General features: G+C 41.3%; 16 protein-coding genes. 8 read left to right on the top strand and 8 right to left on the bottom strand.

Features of this window, described 5'->3' with window-relative positions; translation table 11 throughout:
• Positions 1–690, bottom strand: coding sequence for a phosphopantothenate--cysteine ligase (coaB, locus tag CBI42_RS03715; RefSeq protein WP_094753282.1), 690 nt, complete (start codon positions 688–690; stop codon positions 1–3).
• 229 nt (positions 691–919) lie between these two features.
• Here coaB and CBI42_RS03720 point away from each other — a divergent pair, with 229 nt between their 5' ends.
• The 3 genes from CBI42_RS03720 (at position 920) to radC (ending at position 5,766) form a co-directional block, all read left to right on the top strand.
• Positions 920–2,590: a formate--tetrahydrofolate ligase gene (locus tag CBI42_RS03720; RefSeq protein ID WP_094753283.1), complete on the top strand. Its 1,671-nt coding sequence runs from the start codon at positions 920–922 to the stop codon at positions 2,588–2,590.
• Between the two features lie 161 nt (positions 2,591–2,751).
• Positions 2,752–5,043 (top strand): DNA helicase PcrA, encoded by a 2,292-nt coding sequence (pcrA, locus tag CBI42_RS03725; protein WP_094753284.1) that lies wholly within the window; start codon positions 2,752–2,754, stop codon positions 5,041–5,043.
• Positions 5,044–5,085: 42 nt separating this feature from the next.
• Positions 5,086–5,766 (top strand): RadC family protein, encoded by a 681-nt coding sequence (radC, locus tag CBI42_RS03730; protein WP_094753285.1) that lies wholly within the window; start codon positions 5,086–5,088, stop codon positions 5,764–5,766.
• Here the strand turns inward: radC and CBI42_RS03735 are convergent.
• The 7 genes from CBI42_RS03735 to CBI42_RS03765 form a co-directional block, all read right to left on the bottom strand.
• The gene (locus CBI42_RS03735; RefSeq protein ID WP_094753286.1) at positions 5,763–6,452 is read right to left on the bottom strand and encodes a gamma-glutamyl-gamma-aminobutyrate hydrolase family protein; all 690 of its coding nucleotides are present in this window, start codon (positions 6,450–6,452) and stop codon (positions 5,763–5,765) included. The two genes, radC and CBI42_RS03735, sit on opposite strands and share 4 nt — an antisense overlap.
• Before the next feature lie 17 nt (positions 6,453–6,469).
• Entirely contained in the window at positions 6,470–7,111 is a 642-nt protein-coding gene (locus CBI42_RS03740; protein WP_000653417.1) for a redox-sensing transcriptional repressor Rex, read from the bottom strand.
• Between the two features lie 82 nt (positions 7,112–7,193).
• Positions 7,194–7,409 (bottom strand): DUF4649 family protein, encoded by a 216-nt coding sequence (locus CBI42_RS03745; RefSeq protein WP_000462491.1) that lies wholly within the window; start codon positions 7,407–7,409, stop codon positions 7,194–7,196.
• 7 nt (positions 7,410–7,416) lie between these two features.
• Positions 7,417–7,764 carry a DUF1831 domain-containing protein gene (locus CBI42_RS03750; RefSeq protein ID WP_000863540.1) on the bottom strand — a complete coding sequence of 116 codons (348 nt, stop codon included), beginning with the start codon at positions 7,762–7,764 and terminating at the stop codon, positions 7,417–7,419.
• 4 nt (positions 7,765–7,768) lie between these two features.
• The gene (locus CBI42_RS03755) at positions 7,769–8,884 is read right to left on the bottom strand and encodes a cysteine desulfurase family protein (RefSeq protein WP_094753287.1); all 1,116 of its coding nucleotides are present in this window, start codon (positions 8,882–8,884) and stop codon (positions 7,769–7,771) included.
• Between the two features lie 9 nt (positions 8,885–8,893).
• The gene (locus CBI42_RS03760; RefSeq protein WP_004254210.1) at positions 8,894–9,853 is read right to left on the bottom strand and encodes a ribose-phosphate diphosphokinase; all 960 of its coding nucleotides are present in this window, start codon (positions 9,851–9,853) and stop codon (positions 8,894–8,896) included.
• A 111-nt stretch (positions 9,854–9,964) separates the two neighbouring features.
• Positions 9,965–10,534 (bottom strand): CYTH domain-containing protein, encoded by a 570-nt coding sequence (locus CBI42_RS03765; RefSeq protein ID WP_094753288.1) that lies wholly within the window; start codon positions 10,532–10,534, stop codon positions 9,965–9,967.
• A 128-nt stretch (positions 10,535–10,662) separates the two neighbouring features.
• Here CBI42_RS03765 and CBI42_RS03770 point away from each other — a divergent pair, with 128 nt between their 5' ends.
• The 5 genes from CBI42_RS03770 to mutY all read left to right on the top strand — a co-directional run bounded on the left by CBI42_RS03770 (position 10,663) and on the right by mutY (position 15,411).
• On the top strand, positions 10,663–11,334 hold the full coding sequence (locus CBI42_RS03770; protein WP_094753289.1) for a GTP pyrophosphokinase: 672 nt from the start codon (positions 10,663–10,665) through the stop codon (positions 11,332–11,334).
• Positions 11,318–12,136 carry an NAD kinase gene (locus tag CBI42_RS03775; RefSeq protein ID WP_000799056.1) on the top strand — a complete coding sequence of 273 codons (819 nt, stop codon included), beginning with the start codon at positions 11,318–11,320 and terminating at the stop codon, positions 12,134–12,136. The genes CBI42_RS03770 and CBI42_RS03775 overlap by 17 nt, the downstream gene beginning before the upstream one ends.
• The gene (locus CBI42_RS03780; protein ID WP_094753290.1) at positions 12,133–13,029 is read left to right on the top strand and encodes an RluA family pseudouridine synthase; all 897 of its coding nucleotides are present in this window, start codon (positions 12,133–12,135) and stop codon (positions 13,027–13,029) included. Before CBI42_RS03775 ends, CBI42_RS03780 begins: the two co-directional genes overlap by 4 nt.
• Before the next feature lie 43 nt (positions 13,030–13,072).
• Positions 13,073–14,047, top strand: coding sequence for a phosphate acetyltransferase (gene pta / locus CBI42_RS03785; protein WP_000451571.1), 975 nt, complete (start codon positions 13,073–13,075; stop codon positions 14,045–14,047).
• A gap of 188 nt (positions 14,048–14,235) precedes the next feature.
• The gene (mutY, locus tag CBI42_RS03795; RefSeq protein ID WP_094753291.1) at positions 14,236–15,411 is read left to right on the top strand and encodes an A/G-specific adenine glycosylase; all 1,176 of its coding nucleotides are present in this window, start codon (positions 14,236–14,238) and stop codon (positions 15,409–15,411) included.
• Positions 15,412–15,464 lie beyond the last annotated feature (53 nt).

Here is a 15,464-nt window from a genome sequence, read left to right on the forward strand (position 1 = left end):
CTATGAATGATAGGCTTGAATTTTTTCAAGGAGGAGTTCTGCAATTTCTTCTTTAGTCTGGACTGTTTGAAGCTGATCTTTTTCAACAAAGATTGCACGATGCTGGTTTGGTGAGATTTGAGTCAGGTCATTCGCAATGATTAAGTCAGCTTGGTTCTTGATAAGACTTTTTCTGGCAATCTCGATGAGATAATCCTCAGAGACATCAACCAGCAGTTTGAAACCAATCAGATGAATAGCAGGATTCCATTTCTTGACTAGAGAGATGATTTTGGGTGTTTTTTTCAGGAATAAAACCTGAACCTCATCAGTTGAAGAAATCTTAGCCTGATGATTCTGCTTGCTTAAAAATTCTTCTAGATTAGAGCTAGCCTGAACTTCCTCCAGCCCTGTCATATAAACAGGAGTGTAGTCGGATACCGCCATTGAGTGAATCAAGACTTGATAGTCCTTGACACGTTCTTGCATTTCTAGTAGAAGGTCCTTGGTATTATTAATTTCTCGAATGCATAAGTTGGGATGAGCTTCTGGCTTCAGAGCCCGCTTTGTCGTAATCAAACAAACTTCATGCCCAGCAGCAAGCAAGGTCTCTGTGATGATTTTCCCCAAGCGACCTGTAGAATGGTTAGTGATGGAGCGGACGCTGTCGATAGCTTCACTGGTACCGCCCGATGTAACTAAAATTTTCATAGCACTATTGTACACAAAAATAAACGGTAAGTAAAATGAAAGTGATAAATTTTTGGTAAAAACGAAGATTTACTATAGTTTCAAACTATAAAGCCATATAAAATTTAAGAAAGAACTCTAAAAACCTTAAAAATAGGGATATTTACGAACGTTTAGAGAGTTTTAGGATGTTAAAAATCTTGTTTTGTGTTATAATGAATTATCATATAAGAGGTTAGAGGAGTTTTGAATGAAAACAGATATTGAAATCGCACAGAGTATTGAGTTGAAGCCAATCGTTGATGTTGTAGAGAAACTTGGTATTTCTTACGATGATTTGGAGTTGTACGGAAAGTACAAGGCTAAGCTCAGCTTTGATAAAATTCGTGCAGTTGAGAGCAATCCAGTTGGAAAATTGATCTTGGTTACCGCGATCAACCCAACTCCAGCAGGTGAAGGAAAATCAACTATTACCATTGGTCTGGCGGATGCCTTGAATAAGATTGGCAAGAAAACCATGATTGCTATCCGCGAACCGTCTCTTGGTCCAGTCATGGGGATTAAGGGTGGTGCAGCTGGTGGTGGTTACGCCCAAGTTCTTCCAATGGAAGACATCAACCTCCACTTTACTGGAGACATGCATGCCATTACAACTGCCAACAATGCGCTTTCTGCCTTGATTGACAACCACTTGCATCAAGGAAATGAGCTGGGAATTGACCAACGTCGTATCCTTTGGAAACGTGTTGTGGACTTGAATGATCGTGCTCTTCGCCATGTGACCGTTGGACTTGGTGGCCCTTTAAATGGTATTCCTCGTGAGGATGGCTTTGATATTACCGTCGCTTCCGAAATCATGGCGATTCTTTGCTTGGCAACGGATATCGAGGACTTGAAACGCCGTTTGGCTAATATCGTTATCGGTTATCGCTATGACCGTACACCTGTTTCTGTAGGTGATTTGCAGGTTGAAGGTGCCTTAGCATTGATTTTGAAGGATGCTATTAAGCCAAACTTGGTTCAGACAATTTATGGAACGCCTGCTTTTGTGCACGGTGGTCCATTTGCCAATATTGCTCACGGATGTAACTCTGTCTTAGCAACTACAACAGCCCTTCACTTGGCTGATTACACAGTTACTGAAGCTGGTTTTGGTGCAGACCTTGGTGCCGAGAAATTCCTTGATATTAAGACGCCAAACTTGCCAACATCTCCAGATGCAGTAGTTATTGTCGCAACCCTTCGTGCCCTTAAGATGAATGGTGGTGTGGCTAAAGACGCTTTGACAGAGGAAAATGTGGAGGCGGTTCGTGCCGGTTTTGCTAACTTGAAACGCCACGTTGAAAATATCCGTAAGTTCGGTATTCCTGCAGTTGTTGCGATTAACGAATTTGTATCTGATACAGAAGCTGAAATTGCAGCCTTGAAAGAACTTTGTGCCTCAATCGATGTACCAGTTGAATTGGCTAGTGTCTGGGCTGATGGTGCCGAAGGTGGAGTAGCTCTTGCTGAAACGGTAGTTAAGACAATTACTGAAAGCCCAGCTAATTACAAACGTTTGTATGACAATGACCTTTCTGTTCAAGAAAAGATTGAAAAGATTGTTACTGAAATCTACCGTGGTAGTAAAGTGAACTTTGAGAAGAAAGCTCAAACACAAATCGCTCAAATCGTTCAAAACGGTTGGGACAAATTGCCAATCTGTATGGCTAAGACCCAGTATAGCTTCTCAGACAATCCAAATGCACTTGGAGCACCTGAAAACTTTGAAATTACCATTCGTGAATTGGTACCAAAATTAGGTGCAGGCTTCATCGTTGCCCTAACTGGTGATGTCATGACCATGCCTGGACTTCCAAAACGACCAGCAGCCCTCAACATGGATGTTGAAAGTGATGGAACAGTATTAGGCTTGTTCTAGTATATTGCAATTGACTTTAAATGAGTTTGGAAATACTATCCAAGCTCATTTTTTATCTAGATATAAGAAGTTGCCTTCTAGACGCAATCAGTCTAGGTAAAGATATTTTCCCTGAATTCTGATATAATAGAAATATTGACTTCAAGAGTAAGGAAGAGAAGATGAACGCATTATTAAATGGAATGAATGACCGTCAGGCTGAGGCGGTGCAAACGACAGAAGGTCCCTTGTTGATTATGGCAGGGGCTGGTTCTGGAAAGACCCGAGTTTTGACCCACCGTATTGCTTATTTGATTGATGAAAAGATGGTCAATCCTTGGAATATCTTGGCCATTACCTTTACCAACAAGGCTGCGCGTGAGATGAAAGAGCGTGCTTATAGCCTCAATCCAGCCACTCAGGACTGTCTGATTTCGACCTTCCACTCCATGTGTGTGCGTATTTTGCGTCGCGATGCGGATCATATTGGCTACAATCGTAATTTTACAATTGTTGATCCTGGTGAACAACGAACGCTCATGAAACGTATTCTCAAGCAGTTGAACTTGGATCCTAAAAAATGGAATGAACGAAGCATCTTAGGAACCATTTCCAATGCTAAGAATGATTTGATTGATGATGTGGCTTATGCAGCTCAAGCTGGCGATATGTATACGCAAATCGTGTCCCAGTGTTACACGGCTTATCAAAAAGAGCTTCGTCAGTCAGAGTCAGTTGACTTTGATGATTTGATTATGCTGACCTTACGTCTCTTTGATCAAAATCCTGATGTTTTGACCTACTACCAGCAGAAGTTTCAATACATCCACGTTGATGAGTACCAAGATACCAACCATGCCCAGTACCAATTGGTCAAACTCTTGGCATCGCGCTTTAAAAACATCTGTGTGGTTGGGGATGCGGACCAGTCTATCTACGGTTGGCGTGGTGCTGATATGCAGAATATCTTGGACTTTGAAAAGGATTACCCCCAAGCCAAGGTTGTTTTGTTGGAGGAGAATTACCGTTCAACTAAAACCATTTTGCAAGCGGCCAACGAGGTCATTAAAAACAATAAAAATCGCCGTCCTAAGAATCTCTGGACTCAAAATGCTGATGGGGAGCAAATCGTTTACTATCGTGCAAATGATGAACTAGATGAGGCTGTATTTGTAGCCAGAACTATCGATGAACTTGGTCGGAGTCAAAACTTCCTTCACAAGGATTTTGCAGTTCTTTATCGTACTAATGCGCAGTCCCGTACTATTGAGGAAGCCTTGCTCAAGTCAAATATCCCTTATACCATGGTTGGCGGAACCAAGTTCTACAGCCGTAAGGAAATCCGCGATATTATCGCTTACCTCAACCTCATTGCCAATTTGAGTGACAATATCAGTTTTGAGCGTATTATCAACGAGCCTAAACGTGGAATTGGGCCAGGTACAGTTGAGAAAATCCGTGAATTTGCGAATATGCAAGACATGTCCATGCTAGATGCTTCAGCCAATATCATGTTATCTGGTATCAAGGGTAAGGCAGCCCAGTCTATCTGGGATTTCGCCAACATGATTCTAGATTTACGAGAGCAGCTAGATCAATTAAATATTACAGAGTTGGTTGAGGCTGTTCTAGAAAAAACAGGTTATGTCGATATTCTTAACGCCCAAGCGACTCTAGAAAGCAAGGCTAGGGTTGAAAATATCGAAGAGTTTCTTTCTGTTACGAAGAACTTTGATGACACCTCTGATGGTCCAGAAGAGGAAACTGGTCTGGACAAACTGAGTCGTTTCTTGAATGACTTGGCTTTGATTGCCGATACAGATTCAGGTAGTCAGGAGACATCAGAAGTGACCCTGATGACACTACACGCTGCCAAAGGTCTCGAGTTTCCAGTTGTCTTTTTGATTGGGATGGAAGAAAATGTCTTTCCACTTAGCCGTGCGTCTGAAGATCCAGATGAATTGGAAGAAGAGCGCCGTCTAGCCTATGTAGGTATCACGCGTGCAGAGAAAATTCTCTATCTGACCAATGCCAATTCACGTCTGCTTTTTGGTCGTACCAACTACAACCGTCCAACTCGTTTTATTAACGAAATCAGTTCAGACTTACTTGAGTATCAAGGATTGGCGCGTCCAGCAAATACAAGCTTTAAGGCATCTTATAGCAGTGGTGGTCTTGCCTTCGGTCAAGGTATGAGTTTGGCTCAAGCTCTTCAAGACCGCAAACGCAGTGCTGCCCCAAAATCTATCCAGTCAAGCGGTCTCCCATTTGGTCAATTTACAGCTGGAACAAAATCAGCGTCTAGCAAGACAAATTGGTCCATTGGTGACATTGCCCTCCACAAAAAATGGGGAGAGGGAACTGTTCTGGAAGTTTCAGGTAGCGGTGCTACGCAGGAATTAAAAATCAATTTCCCAGAAGTAGGTTTGAAAAAACTTTTAGCTAGTGTGGCTCCAATTGAGAAAAAAATCTAATTTTCCATCCTTCTCACGAATAATAAAGTGAGGAGGATTTTTATGTATAGTATTTCATTTCAAGAAGATTCACTATTACCAAGAGAAAGACTGGCCAAGGAAGGAGTAGAAGCGCTCAGTAACCAAGAATTGCTAGCTATTTTACTTAGGACAGGAACACGTCAAGCCAGCGTTTTTGAAATTGCCCAGAAAGTTTTGAACAACCTTTCAAGCCTAACGGATTTGAAAAAAATGACCCTGCAGGAATTGCAGAGTCTGTCTGGTATCGGTCGTGTTAAGGCCATAGAATTGCAAGCCATGATTGAACTTGGGCATCGTATTCACAAACACGAGACTCTTGAGATGGAAAGTATTCTCAGCAGTCAAAAGTTGGCCAAGAAGATGCAGCAGGAGTTAGGACATAAAAAACAAGAGCACCTGGTGGCGCTCTATCTCAATACTCAAAATCAAATTATCCATCAACAGACCATTTTTATCGGCTCAGCTACTCGTAGTATCGCTGAACCACGGGAGATTCTTCACTATGCTATCAAGCATATGGCGACCTCTCTCATCTTAGTTCACAATCATCCTTCAGGAGCGGTAGCACCTAGTCGAAATGATGATCATGTCACTAAACTTGTTAAAGAAGCCTGTGACCTGATGGGAATTGTCCTCTTGGACCATTTGATTGTCTCTCAATCCAGTTATTTTAGCTATCGTGAAAAGACAGATTTAATCTAAAGTTCATTAACGATATAGTCAAAGAGGTTTTTATCTTTGGGACGATTTTCAAATAGAAACTCTGGATGCCATTGGACACCGAGAAAGGCAATGTCATCCGTACTCGTAACAGCTTCAATGATACCATCTTTAGGATCATGAGCCACAACTTTTAAGTTGGGGGCTAAATCCTTGATACTCTGGTGGTGGAAGGAGTTGATATGGGAAATTTCTCCATAGATTTCTCGAAGAACTGTATCAGGCTCTGTCACCAAGCGTTGAGTTGTGTATTCGGGGGAACAATCCTGCCAATGGTCTTCGATATCTTGGTACAAAGTTCCACCCATGGCAACGTTAAAGAGTTGAGTTCCACGACAGACAGAAAAAATTGGCTTTTTCTGTTTAATAGCTTCCTTGATGAGGGCCAGTTCAAAGATATCTCTTTGAAGATGGTAGTCATCGCTATCAATGGTTTTGGCTTCATCATAGAATTTTGGATCGACATTTTGCCCACCTGTCAAGATGAGCTTGTCAATCATACTGATATAGTGGCTAGCCATTTCTTGATCACCAATCGGTAGGATGATGGGAATCCCTCCAGCGTCTTTAACGCCTTCAACAAAGCCTTTTGCTACGTAGCTCATCATGATGTCATCATCTGGATGAGTTTTTTCGTTTCCTGTAATCCCAATAACTGGTTTTTTCATAAAATGATTTTCGCTTTCTAATCCTCTTTTCGCATGAAATAGAGGAGGGTTTGGAGTTCACTTGTCAAATCGACATACTGAACGACCACGTCTTTTGGTAAATGTAGATGGACTGGTGAAAAACTGAGAATTCCTTTCACGCCAGCATCCACCAAGAGATTAGCAACCTCTTGTGACTTAACGCTGGGAACGGTCAGGATAGCAGTCTTGACATCAGCATCCTTGATTTTATCCTTGATTTGAGAAATCCCGTAAATGGGAATTCCATCAGGAGTTTGGGTACCGACTTCGGGATGGTCATCTAGGTCAAAGGCCATGATAATCTTCATCTTGTTGCGCTCGTGGAAGCGATAGTGGAGAAGGGCATGGCCCATATTTCCAATACCTACCAGCATGACATTGGTGATGGAGTTATCATTGAGCAAATCGGCAAAAAATGTCATCAGTTTTTTGACATCATAGCCAAAACCACGACGACCTAGTTCACCAAAATAGGAAAAATCACGACGTACGGTCGCGGAATCAATACCGATAGCCTCTGCAATTTGCTTAGAGTTGGCACGTTCAATCTTTTCTGCATGAAATCTCTTAAAAATTCGATAGTAGAGAGAGAGTCTTTTTGCTGTAGCTTTTGGAATAGCAGACTGTTTATCTTTCACAAAATCACAACCTTTCTATTCTTCTATTTTATAGAAACATTGTGAAAAAATCAACAAAAACAAGAAAAAACTAAGAAAAATCTTAGTTTTGATGTAAAAAATCTGCATGTGATAGAAAACGGTAGAGGTCTCCGACCAGTCCTTGGTAAACTTCCTGCCCTTTAAAGGTCAAAGAAGTCACATAAAGTGTATCTGGCAGAGTCACACATCCTGACAGAGCCAGCATGAGAGCTTCATAATCCTCATACTTGAGTGTACGCTCTACATGATAGCTATCCTTATAGGTCAGTTCAAACATATGGAACCTATCTTTCTGATTTTGTAAAGACACCACGTTCTACCAAGCTATCCATGAGGAAATAGAATTTTTCCTGATGAATGTGGTGGTCTTCTGATTTGAAAATATCAACTAGACGTAGCCCAAACTTGTCAGTGATATTGATTTTAGCACCTGTAAGTTCCTTGTTAATGATGATTTTGAGCTGGAATCCCTCACCGCTGTTCGGAACTTTTTCCAAAAGGCGAGTCAATTCATAGTTACCAACCTTAGTCTCAAAAAAGGTGTTGTCCTTAAGGGTGAATTTTTTAACAGAAGGGCTAAGAGTGTAGTCGTAGCGACAATTTTTTAACTGAATGGTTTTTTCAAATGCCATATGGCTAACCTCCGATAATTTCTTTTAAGGTTTTTGCGAGGGTATGTAGGTCTTCAACAGTATTTTCTGGCGACAAACTGATACGAACGGCTTCCTTCAAGCGTTCTGAATTTGCCCCGTACATGGCTTCAAGAACATGGCTGGATTGTACAATGCCTGCAGTGCAGGCTGAACCAGTAGAGATTGAAATTCCAGCCAAATCTAGACGAAGGAGTAAGAGGTCATTTTTCTGTCCAGGAAATCCAATATTGAGAACATAAGGGAGATGGTGATCGCCTCTATTCAGGTAATACTGAACTTCCTCTAGCTCTGTCAGAAAGGCAGTTTCTAGATTTTGTACATGTTGAAAATGTTCTTCTTGTTTTTCAAGGTCTTCTTTTAGGGCTGCAACCATGCCTACGATGGCAGCTAAATTTTCAGTTCCTGCACGTTTTTTCTGTTCTTGGTCTCCGCCATGAAGATAGGAATCAAAGTCCATGCTTGATGCGTAGAGAAAGCCGATTCCCTTAGGGCCATGGAATTTATGGGCAGAAGCAGTGAGAAAATCAATGCCCAATTCTTCTGGGTGTATAGGGATTTTACCAATAACCTGAACTGCATCGACATGATAGGCAGCAGGGTGTTGTTTGATTATTCGGCCAATTTCAGCAATGGGCAGTAGGTTTCCCGTCTCATTATTGGCAAACATGGTAGAAACCAAAATTGTATCATCACGTAAAGCTTTTTGAATCTGTTGGGCTGTGATTTCTTGATTTTCTGGTTGGATAATGGTTGCTTCAAAACCAAAGTGTTGAACCAAGTAATCAATCGTTTCAAGGACAGCATGGTGCTCAATGGCAGTTGTGATGATATGTTTTCCTTGTTCTTGGTGACGAAGGCAGTAGCCAATGATGGCAGTATTGTTGCCTTCTGTCCCACCAGAAGTGAAAAAGATATGTTGAGGTTTTGTCCCCAGTAACTGAGCTAGTTCCTGACGGGCTTCTCGCAAGAGTTTACCAGCTTGACGACCATGACCATGAATACTAGAAGGGTTTCCGTGGGTTTCTTGCATCACCTTGGTCATCGCTGAAATAGCAACTGCTGACATGGGAGTTGTTGCAGCATTGTCCAAATAAATCAAAGAATCACCTTATTTCTTTTTATTGTAGGCAAAGAGTGGGCTGACTGGTTTTCTTTCGTGGATACGGACGATGGCATCACCAATTAACTCACTAGCAGTGATGTAGCATACGTTTTTAGGAGTTTTTTCTTTTGTTGCTACTGAATCGGTCACAAGAATTTCTTTAATCTTAGTATTATCAAGAAGTTCAGCAGCACCTTCAACGAAGAGACCATGACTAGAAACAGCATAAATTTCTGTAGCCCCTTCACGTTCAACGATTTTGGCAGCTTCAGAGAAGGTACGTCCTGTATTTAAAATATCGTCAATCAAGATAGCTTTCTTACCTTCAACATCACCGATAATATAACCTTCGTTACGAGTTGCATCGTCTTGAGGGTAGTCTATAATGGCGATAGGAGCATCAAGATATTCAGCCAAGCTACGAGCACGTTTTACCCCTGAATTTTTAGGGCTAACAACAACAACATCTGAGCCAAGTAAGCCCTTATCGCAATAATGTTTTGCAAATAAGGGAACTGTGAAGAGGTTGTCAACAGGAATATCAAAGAATCCTTGAACTTGAACGGCATGCAAATCAAGCGTAAGGATACGATCGACACCAGCCTTAACTAGCATATTGGCAACTAGTTTCGCTGTAAGTGGCTCACGTGGTGAAGCAATGCGGTCTTGACGTGCATAGCCAAAATATGGAAGAACAACGTTGATACTGTGGGCACTTGCACGAACACAAGCATCAACCATGATCAACAATTCCATTAGGTGGTTGTTAACAGGGAAACTTGTTGATTGGATGATGTAAACATCATAACCACGGACACTTTCTTCGATATTTACTTGGATTTCTCCATCTGAAAATTGACGTGATGATAGTTTTCCAAGTGGGACACCAACAGCTTGAGCAATTTTCTGTGCAATCTCTTGGTTAGAATTGAGTGCGAAAAGTTTCATGTTTTTTCTATCTGACATTATAGACCGTCCTCTGTAAACTTTTTAAATCCTAGCCATATCTGTCTAGCCTATATGAACTAGGATTTTTGTATTTTATCTTTTCTATTTTACCAAAAAATAGAGATTATTTCAGCTATTTTTCATGCTTTTGACAAATCGGACCAATTTTGAAGGGGCTTTTTGGTAGGAAATCTGATTTTCCTCTAAAAATTGCTGGAAATCTTGTTTCCCTTGCTCGTGATTCTCAACTTCAAGCTCTAATTCGTAATCTGTAATATCAAAGTACTGACTTTCATCCAGCGCCATGAGACCAATAGCTGTTTGCATTTCATAGCGAAGCGTTGTTAGACAACCAAGGATCTGCCATTCACTAGTTTTAATACCATGTTTCGCCAATTCTTCCAGTACTAGCCCCTGAGGAAGTTCTTTCTTACTCAGATAGTTTTCAGCATCTTTTAGTTGCAATTTTTGGTTGTATTCCATGTTTCCAACACTTTGAGGGACTTTGAGTGTCAATTCTGCCCAGTCTTCAAAGGTTCGAATGCGCATAGCAACATTCTTTTCTCGCAGTTCAAAATCAGGCGTGTCTATGTAGTAATTTTTTTGAAGAACAGGAGTGACACCTGTGAACTGGTCTTTTAGACGATCATATTCATCTTTTTTCAAGAGTGTTTTCAATTCAATTTCTAAATGTTTCATTTTTCTTACCTTTTCTTTATCTTTGAAAGCGGATTTATGGTATAATAAGCATTGTATTTATTGTATATGAATCTGGAGAAAAAATCAAAGATATTTTTGAAGGATAATATGGGAACAAGGGAGAATATATGACCTTAGAATGGGAAGAATTTCTAGATCCTTACATTCAAGCTGTTGGTGAGTTAAAGATTAAACTACGTGGTATTCGGAAGCAATATCGTAAGCAAAATAAGCATTCTCCGATTGAGTTTGTGACTGGTCGAGTCAAGCCAATTGAGAGTATCAAGGAAAAAATGGCTCGACGTGGTATTACTTATGCGACCTTAGAACACGATTTACAGGATATTGCTGGTTTGCGTGTGATGGTTCAGTTTGTAGATGACGTTAAGGAAGTAGTGGAGATTTTGCGCAAACGTCAGGATATGCGGATCATACAGGAGCGAGATTACATTACTCATCGAAAAGCATCAGGCTACCGTTCCTATCACGTGGTAGTAGAATATTCGGTTGATACCATCAATGGAGCCAAGACCATTTTGGCGGAAATTCAAATTCGTACCTTGGCCATGAATTTTTGGGCAACGATAGAACATTCTCTCAACTACAAGTACCAAGGGGATTTCCCAGAGGAAATTAAGAAGCGACTGGAAATCACGGCCAAAATTGCCCATCAGTTGGATGAAGAAATGGGTAAAATTCGAGATGATATTCAAGAAGCTCAGGCTCTTTTTGATCCTTTGAGTAGAAAATTAAATGATGGTGTAGGAAACAGTGACGATACAGATGAAGAATACAGGTAAACGAATTGACCTGATAGCAAATAGAAAACCGCAGAGTCAAAGGGTTTTGTATGAATTGCGAGATCGTTTGAAGAGAAATCAGTTTATACTCAATGATACCAATCCGGACATTGTCATCTCCATTGGTGGGGATGGCATGCTCTTGTCGGCCTTTCATAAGTACGAAAATCAGCTTGACAAGGTCCGCTTTATCGGTGTTCATACTGGACATTTGGGCTTCTATACGGACTACCGTGATTTTGAGTTGGACAAGCTAGTGACTAATTTGCAGCTAGATACCGGAGCAAGAGTCTCTTACCCTGTTCTAAATGTGAAGGTCTTTCTTGAAAATGGTGAAGTGAAGATTTTTAGAGCACTAAATGAAGCCAGTATCCGCAGGTCTGATCGAACCATGGTGGCGGATGTTGTGATTAACGGTGTCCACTTTGAACGTTTTCGTGGAGATGGGCTAACAGTTTCGACCCCGACTGGTAGTACAGCCTATAACAAATCACTTGGCGGAGCTGTTTTACACCCTACCATTGAAGCTTTGCAATTAACGGAAATTGCCAGCCTTAACAATCGTGTCTATCGAACGCTAGGTTCGTCCATTATTGTTCCTAAGAAGGATAAGATTGAACTCATTCCAACGAGAAACGATTACCATACTATTTCGGTTGACAATAGCGTTTATTCCTTCCGCAATATTGAACGAATTGAGTATCAAATCGACCATCATAAGATTCACTTTGTCGCATCACCTAGTCATACCAGTTTCTGGAACCGAGTTAAGGATGCTTTCATCGGCGAGGTGGACGAATGAGGTTTGAATTTATCGCAGATGAGCATGTCAAAGTCAAGACCTTTTTGAAAAAGCACGAGGTTTCTAAGGGGGTGCTGGCCAAAATAAAGTTTCGAGGTGGAGCTATACTGGTCAATGACCAACCGCAAAATGCAACCTATCTATTGGATATTGGAGACCGAGTTATCATCGATATTCCTGCTGAGGAAGGCTTTGAAACCCTAGAAGCTATCGAGAGACCATTAGATATTCTCTATGAGGATGACCATTTTCTAGTCTTAAATAAACCCTATGGAGTGGCTTCTATTCCTAGTGTCAATCACTCTAATACCATTGCCAATTTTATCAAGGGTTACTACGTCAAGCAAGACTATGAAAATCAGCAGGTTCACATTGTAACCAGACTTGATAGGGACACTTCTGGCTTGATGCTCTTTGCCAAGCACGGCTATGCCCACGCACGATTAGACAAGCAGTTGCAGAAGAAGTCTATCGAGAAGCGCTATTTTGCTTTGGTTACAGGCGATGGACACTTGGAGTCAGAGGGGGAAATTATTGCTCCTATTGCGCGTGATGAAGACTCTATTATCACCAGACGGGTGGCTAAAGGTGGAAAGTATGCCCATACTTCTTACAAGATTGTAGCTTCTTATGGAAATATTCACTTGGTCGATATTCGCCTGCACACTGGGCGAACCCACCAAATCCGAGTCCATTTTTCTCATATTGGTTTTCCTTTGTTGGGAGATGACTTGTATGGTGGTAGTCTAGACGATGGAATTCAGCGCCAAGCCCTGCATTGCCATTATCTATCCTTTTATCATCCATTTTTAGAGCAAGACTTGCAGTTAGAAAGTCCCTTGCCGGATGATTTTAGTAACCTTATTACTCAGTTATCAACTAATACTCTATAAAAACTATTTCAGAGTATAATTATTATCTTAAAGGAGAAAACTCATGGAAGTTTTTGAAAGTCTCAAAGCCAACTTGGTTGGTAAAAATGCTCGTATCGTTCTCCCTGAAGGGGAAGAACCTCGTATTCTTCAAGCGACTAAACGCCTGGTAAAAGAAACAGAAGTGATTCCTGTTTTGCTTGGAAATCCTGAAAAAATTAAAATTTATCTTGAAATCGAAGGTATTGAGGACGGTTATGAAGTCATCGACCCTCAACACTACGATAAATTTGAAGAAATGGTTGCTGCCTTGGTGGAGCGTCGCAAGGGCAAAATGTCTGAAGAAGATGCACGCAAGGTTTTGGTTGAAGATGTCAATTATTTTGGTGTTATGTTAGTATACCTGGGCTTGGTTGATGGAATGGTGTCAGGTGCGATTCACTCAACTGCTTCAACAGTTCGCCCAGCTCTTCAAATCATCAAAACTCGTCCAAATGTTACTCGTACTTCAGGTGCCTTCCTCATGGTTCGTGGTACGGAACGTTACCTATTTGGTGACTGTGCCATCAACATCAATCCAGATGCAGAAGCCTTGGCTGAAATTGCCATCAACTCAGCAATCACAGCTAAGATGTTTGGCATCGAACCTAAAATTGCTATGCTAAGCTATTCTACTAAAGGGTCAGGTTTTGGTGAAAGTGTTGATAAGGTTGTTGAAGCCACTAAAATTGCTCACGACTTGCGTCCTGACCTTGAAATCGATGGGGAATTGCAATTTGATGCAGCCTTCGTTCCAGAAACTGCAGCTCTGAAAGCTCCTGGAAGTACAGTAGCTGGTCAAGCAAACGTCTTCATCTTCCCAGGTATCGAGGCAGGAAATATTGGCTACAAGATGGCAGAACGTCTTGGTGGTTTTGCGGCTGTAGGGCCTGTTTTGCAAGGCTTGAACAAGCCAGTTAACGACCTCTCTCGTGGATGTAATGCTGATGATGTCTACAAGTTGACCCTTATCACAGCAGCCCAAGCTGTTCATCAATAAGATTTAGTCCTCTTTCCCTTGGGAAGAGGTTTTTTATACTCAATGAAAATCAAAGAGCAAACTAGGAAACTAGCCGCAGGCTGTACTTGAGTACGGCAAGGCGACGTTGACGTGGTTTGAATTTGATTTTCGAAGAGTATTAATACTAGGAAAAGGACAGTTAGAATCTTCTGTGTTATACTAGAGATATGTTAGATTTGAAAGAATACGGTATCGTCATGTGGCCGGAGGAGAAGATTGTTTCTTTCCGTGAGAAACTTCTCGCCTGGTATGATGAAAACAAAAGAGATTTACCCTGGCGTAGAAGTAAAAATCCTTATCATATCTGGGTGTCTGAAATTATGCTCCAGCAAACCAGGGTGGATACAGTTATCCCTTATTACGAAAGATTCTTGGACTGGTTTCCAACAGTGGAAAGTTTGGCAACTGCCCCTGAAGAGCGTTTGTTGAAGGCTTGGGAAGGTTTGGGTTATTATTCTCGAATTCGTAATATGCAGGCTGCGGCTCAGCAGATTATGGCTGACTTTGGTGGTCAATTTCCAAATACCTATGAAGGAATTTCCAGCTTGAAAGGGATTGGTCCTTATACAGCAGGAGCCATTTCCAGTATTGCTTTTAACTTGCCTGAGCCAGCTGTAGATGGTAATGTCATGCGAGTTTTGGCGCGTCTATTTGAAGTCAACCACGATATTGGGATTCCAAGTAATCGTAAAATTTTTCAGGAAATGATGGAAATCTTGATTGACCTAGAAAGGCCTGGTGACTTTAATCAAGCTTTGATGGACTTGGGATCTGATATTGAGGCGCCTGTAAATCCCAGACCAGAAGAAAGCCCAGTTAAGGATTTTAGTGCGGCATATCAGAATGGCACAATGGACCGTTATCCAATCAAGGCTCCCAAGAAAAAGCCAGTTCCTATTTATCTTAAAGCCTTGGTGGTCAAAAATACTCAGGGACAATTTTTACTTGAAAAAAATGAAAGTGAAAAGCTATTGGCAGGTTTTTGGCATTTCCCACTGGTAGAAGTAGATGACTTTTCGCAAGAGGAGCAGTTTGACCTCTTTCATCAGGTTGCGGAAGAAAGTGTAAACTTTGGCCCCAGTCCAGAGGAGAGTTTTCAGCAGGACTATGACTTAGAAGTTGATTGGCTTGATGTTTGTTTTGAGACTGTCAAGCATATCTTTAGCCATCGCAAGTGGCATGTTCAAATTGTAGCAGGTAAAGTGAGTGACTTCCATGATTTTTCAGATAGGGAAGTTCGCTGGCTTTCACCAGAAGAGTTTAAGGATGTTCCACTTGCCAAACCCCAACAAAAAATCTGGCAGGCTTATGCAAAAGCCAACTTAGGCAGTAGCAAAGACTAGCTATTGTGTCTTCTTTTTATTTTTTGGTATAATAGTAGAGAAAAAGGTGAACA

It is taken from the genome of Streptococcus sp. KR (genome assembly GCF_002238115.1).
Classification (GTDB): Bacteria; Bacillota; Bacilli; order Lactobacillales; family Streptococcaceae; genus Streptococcus.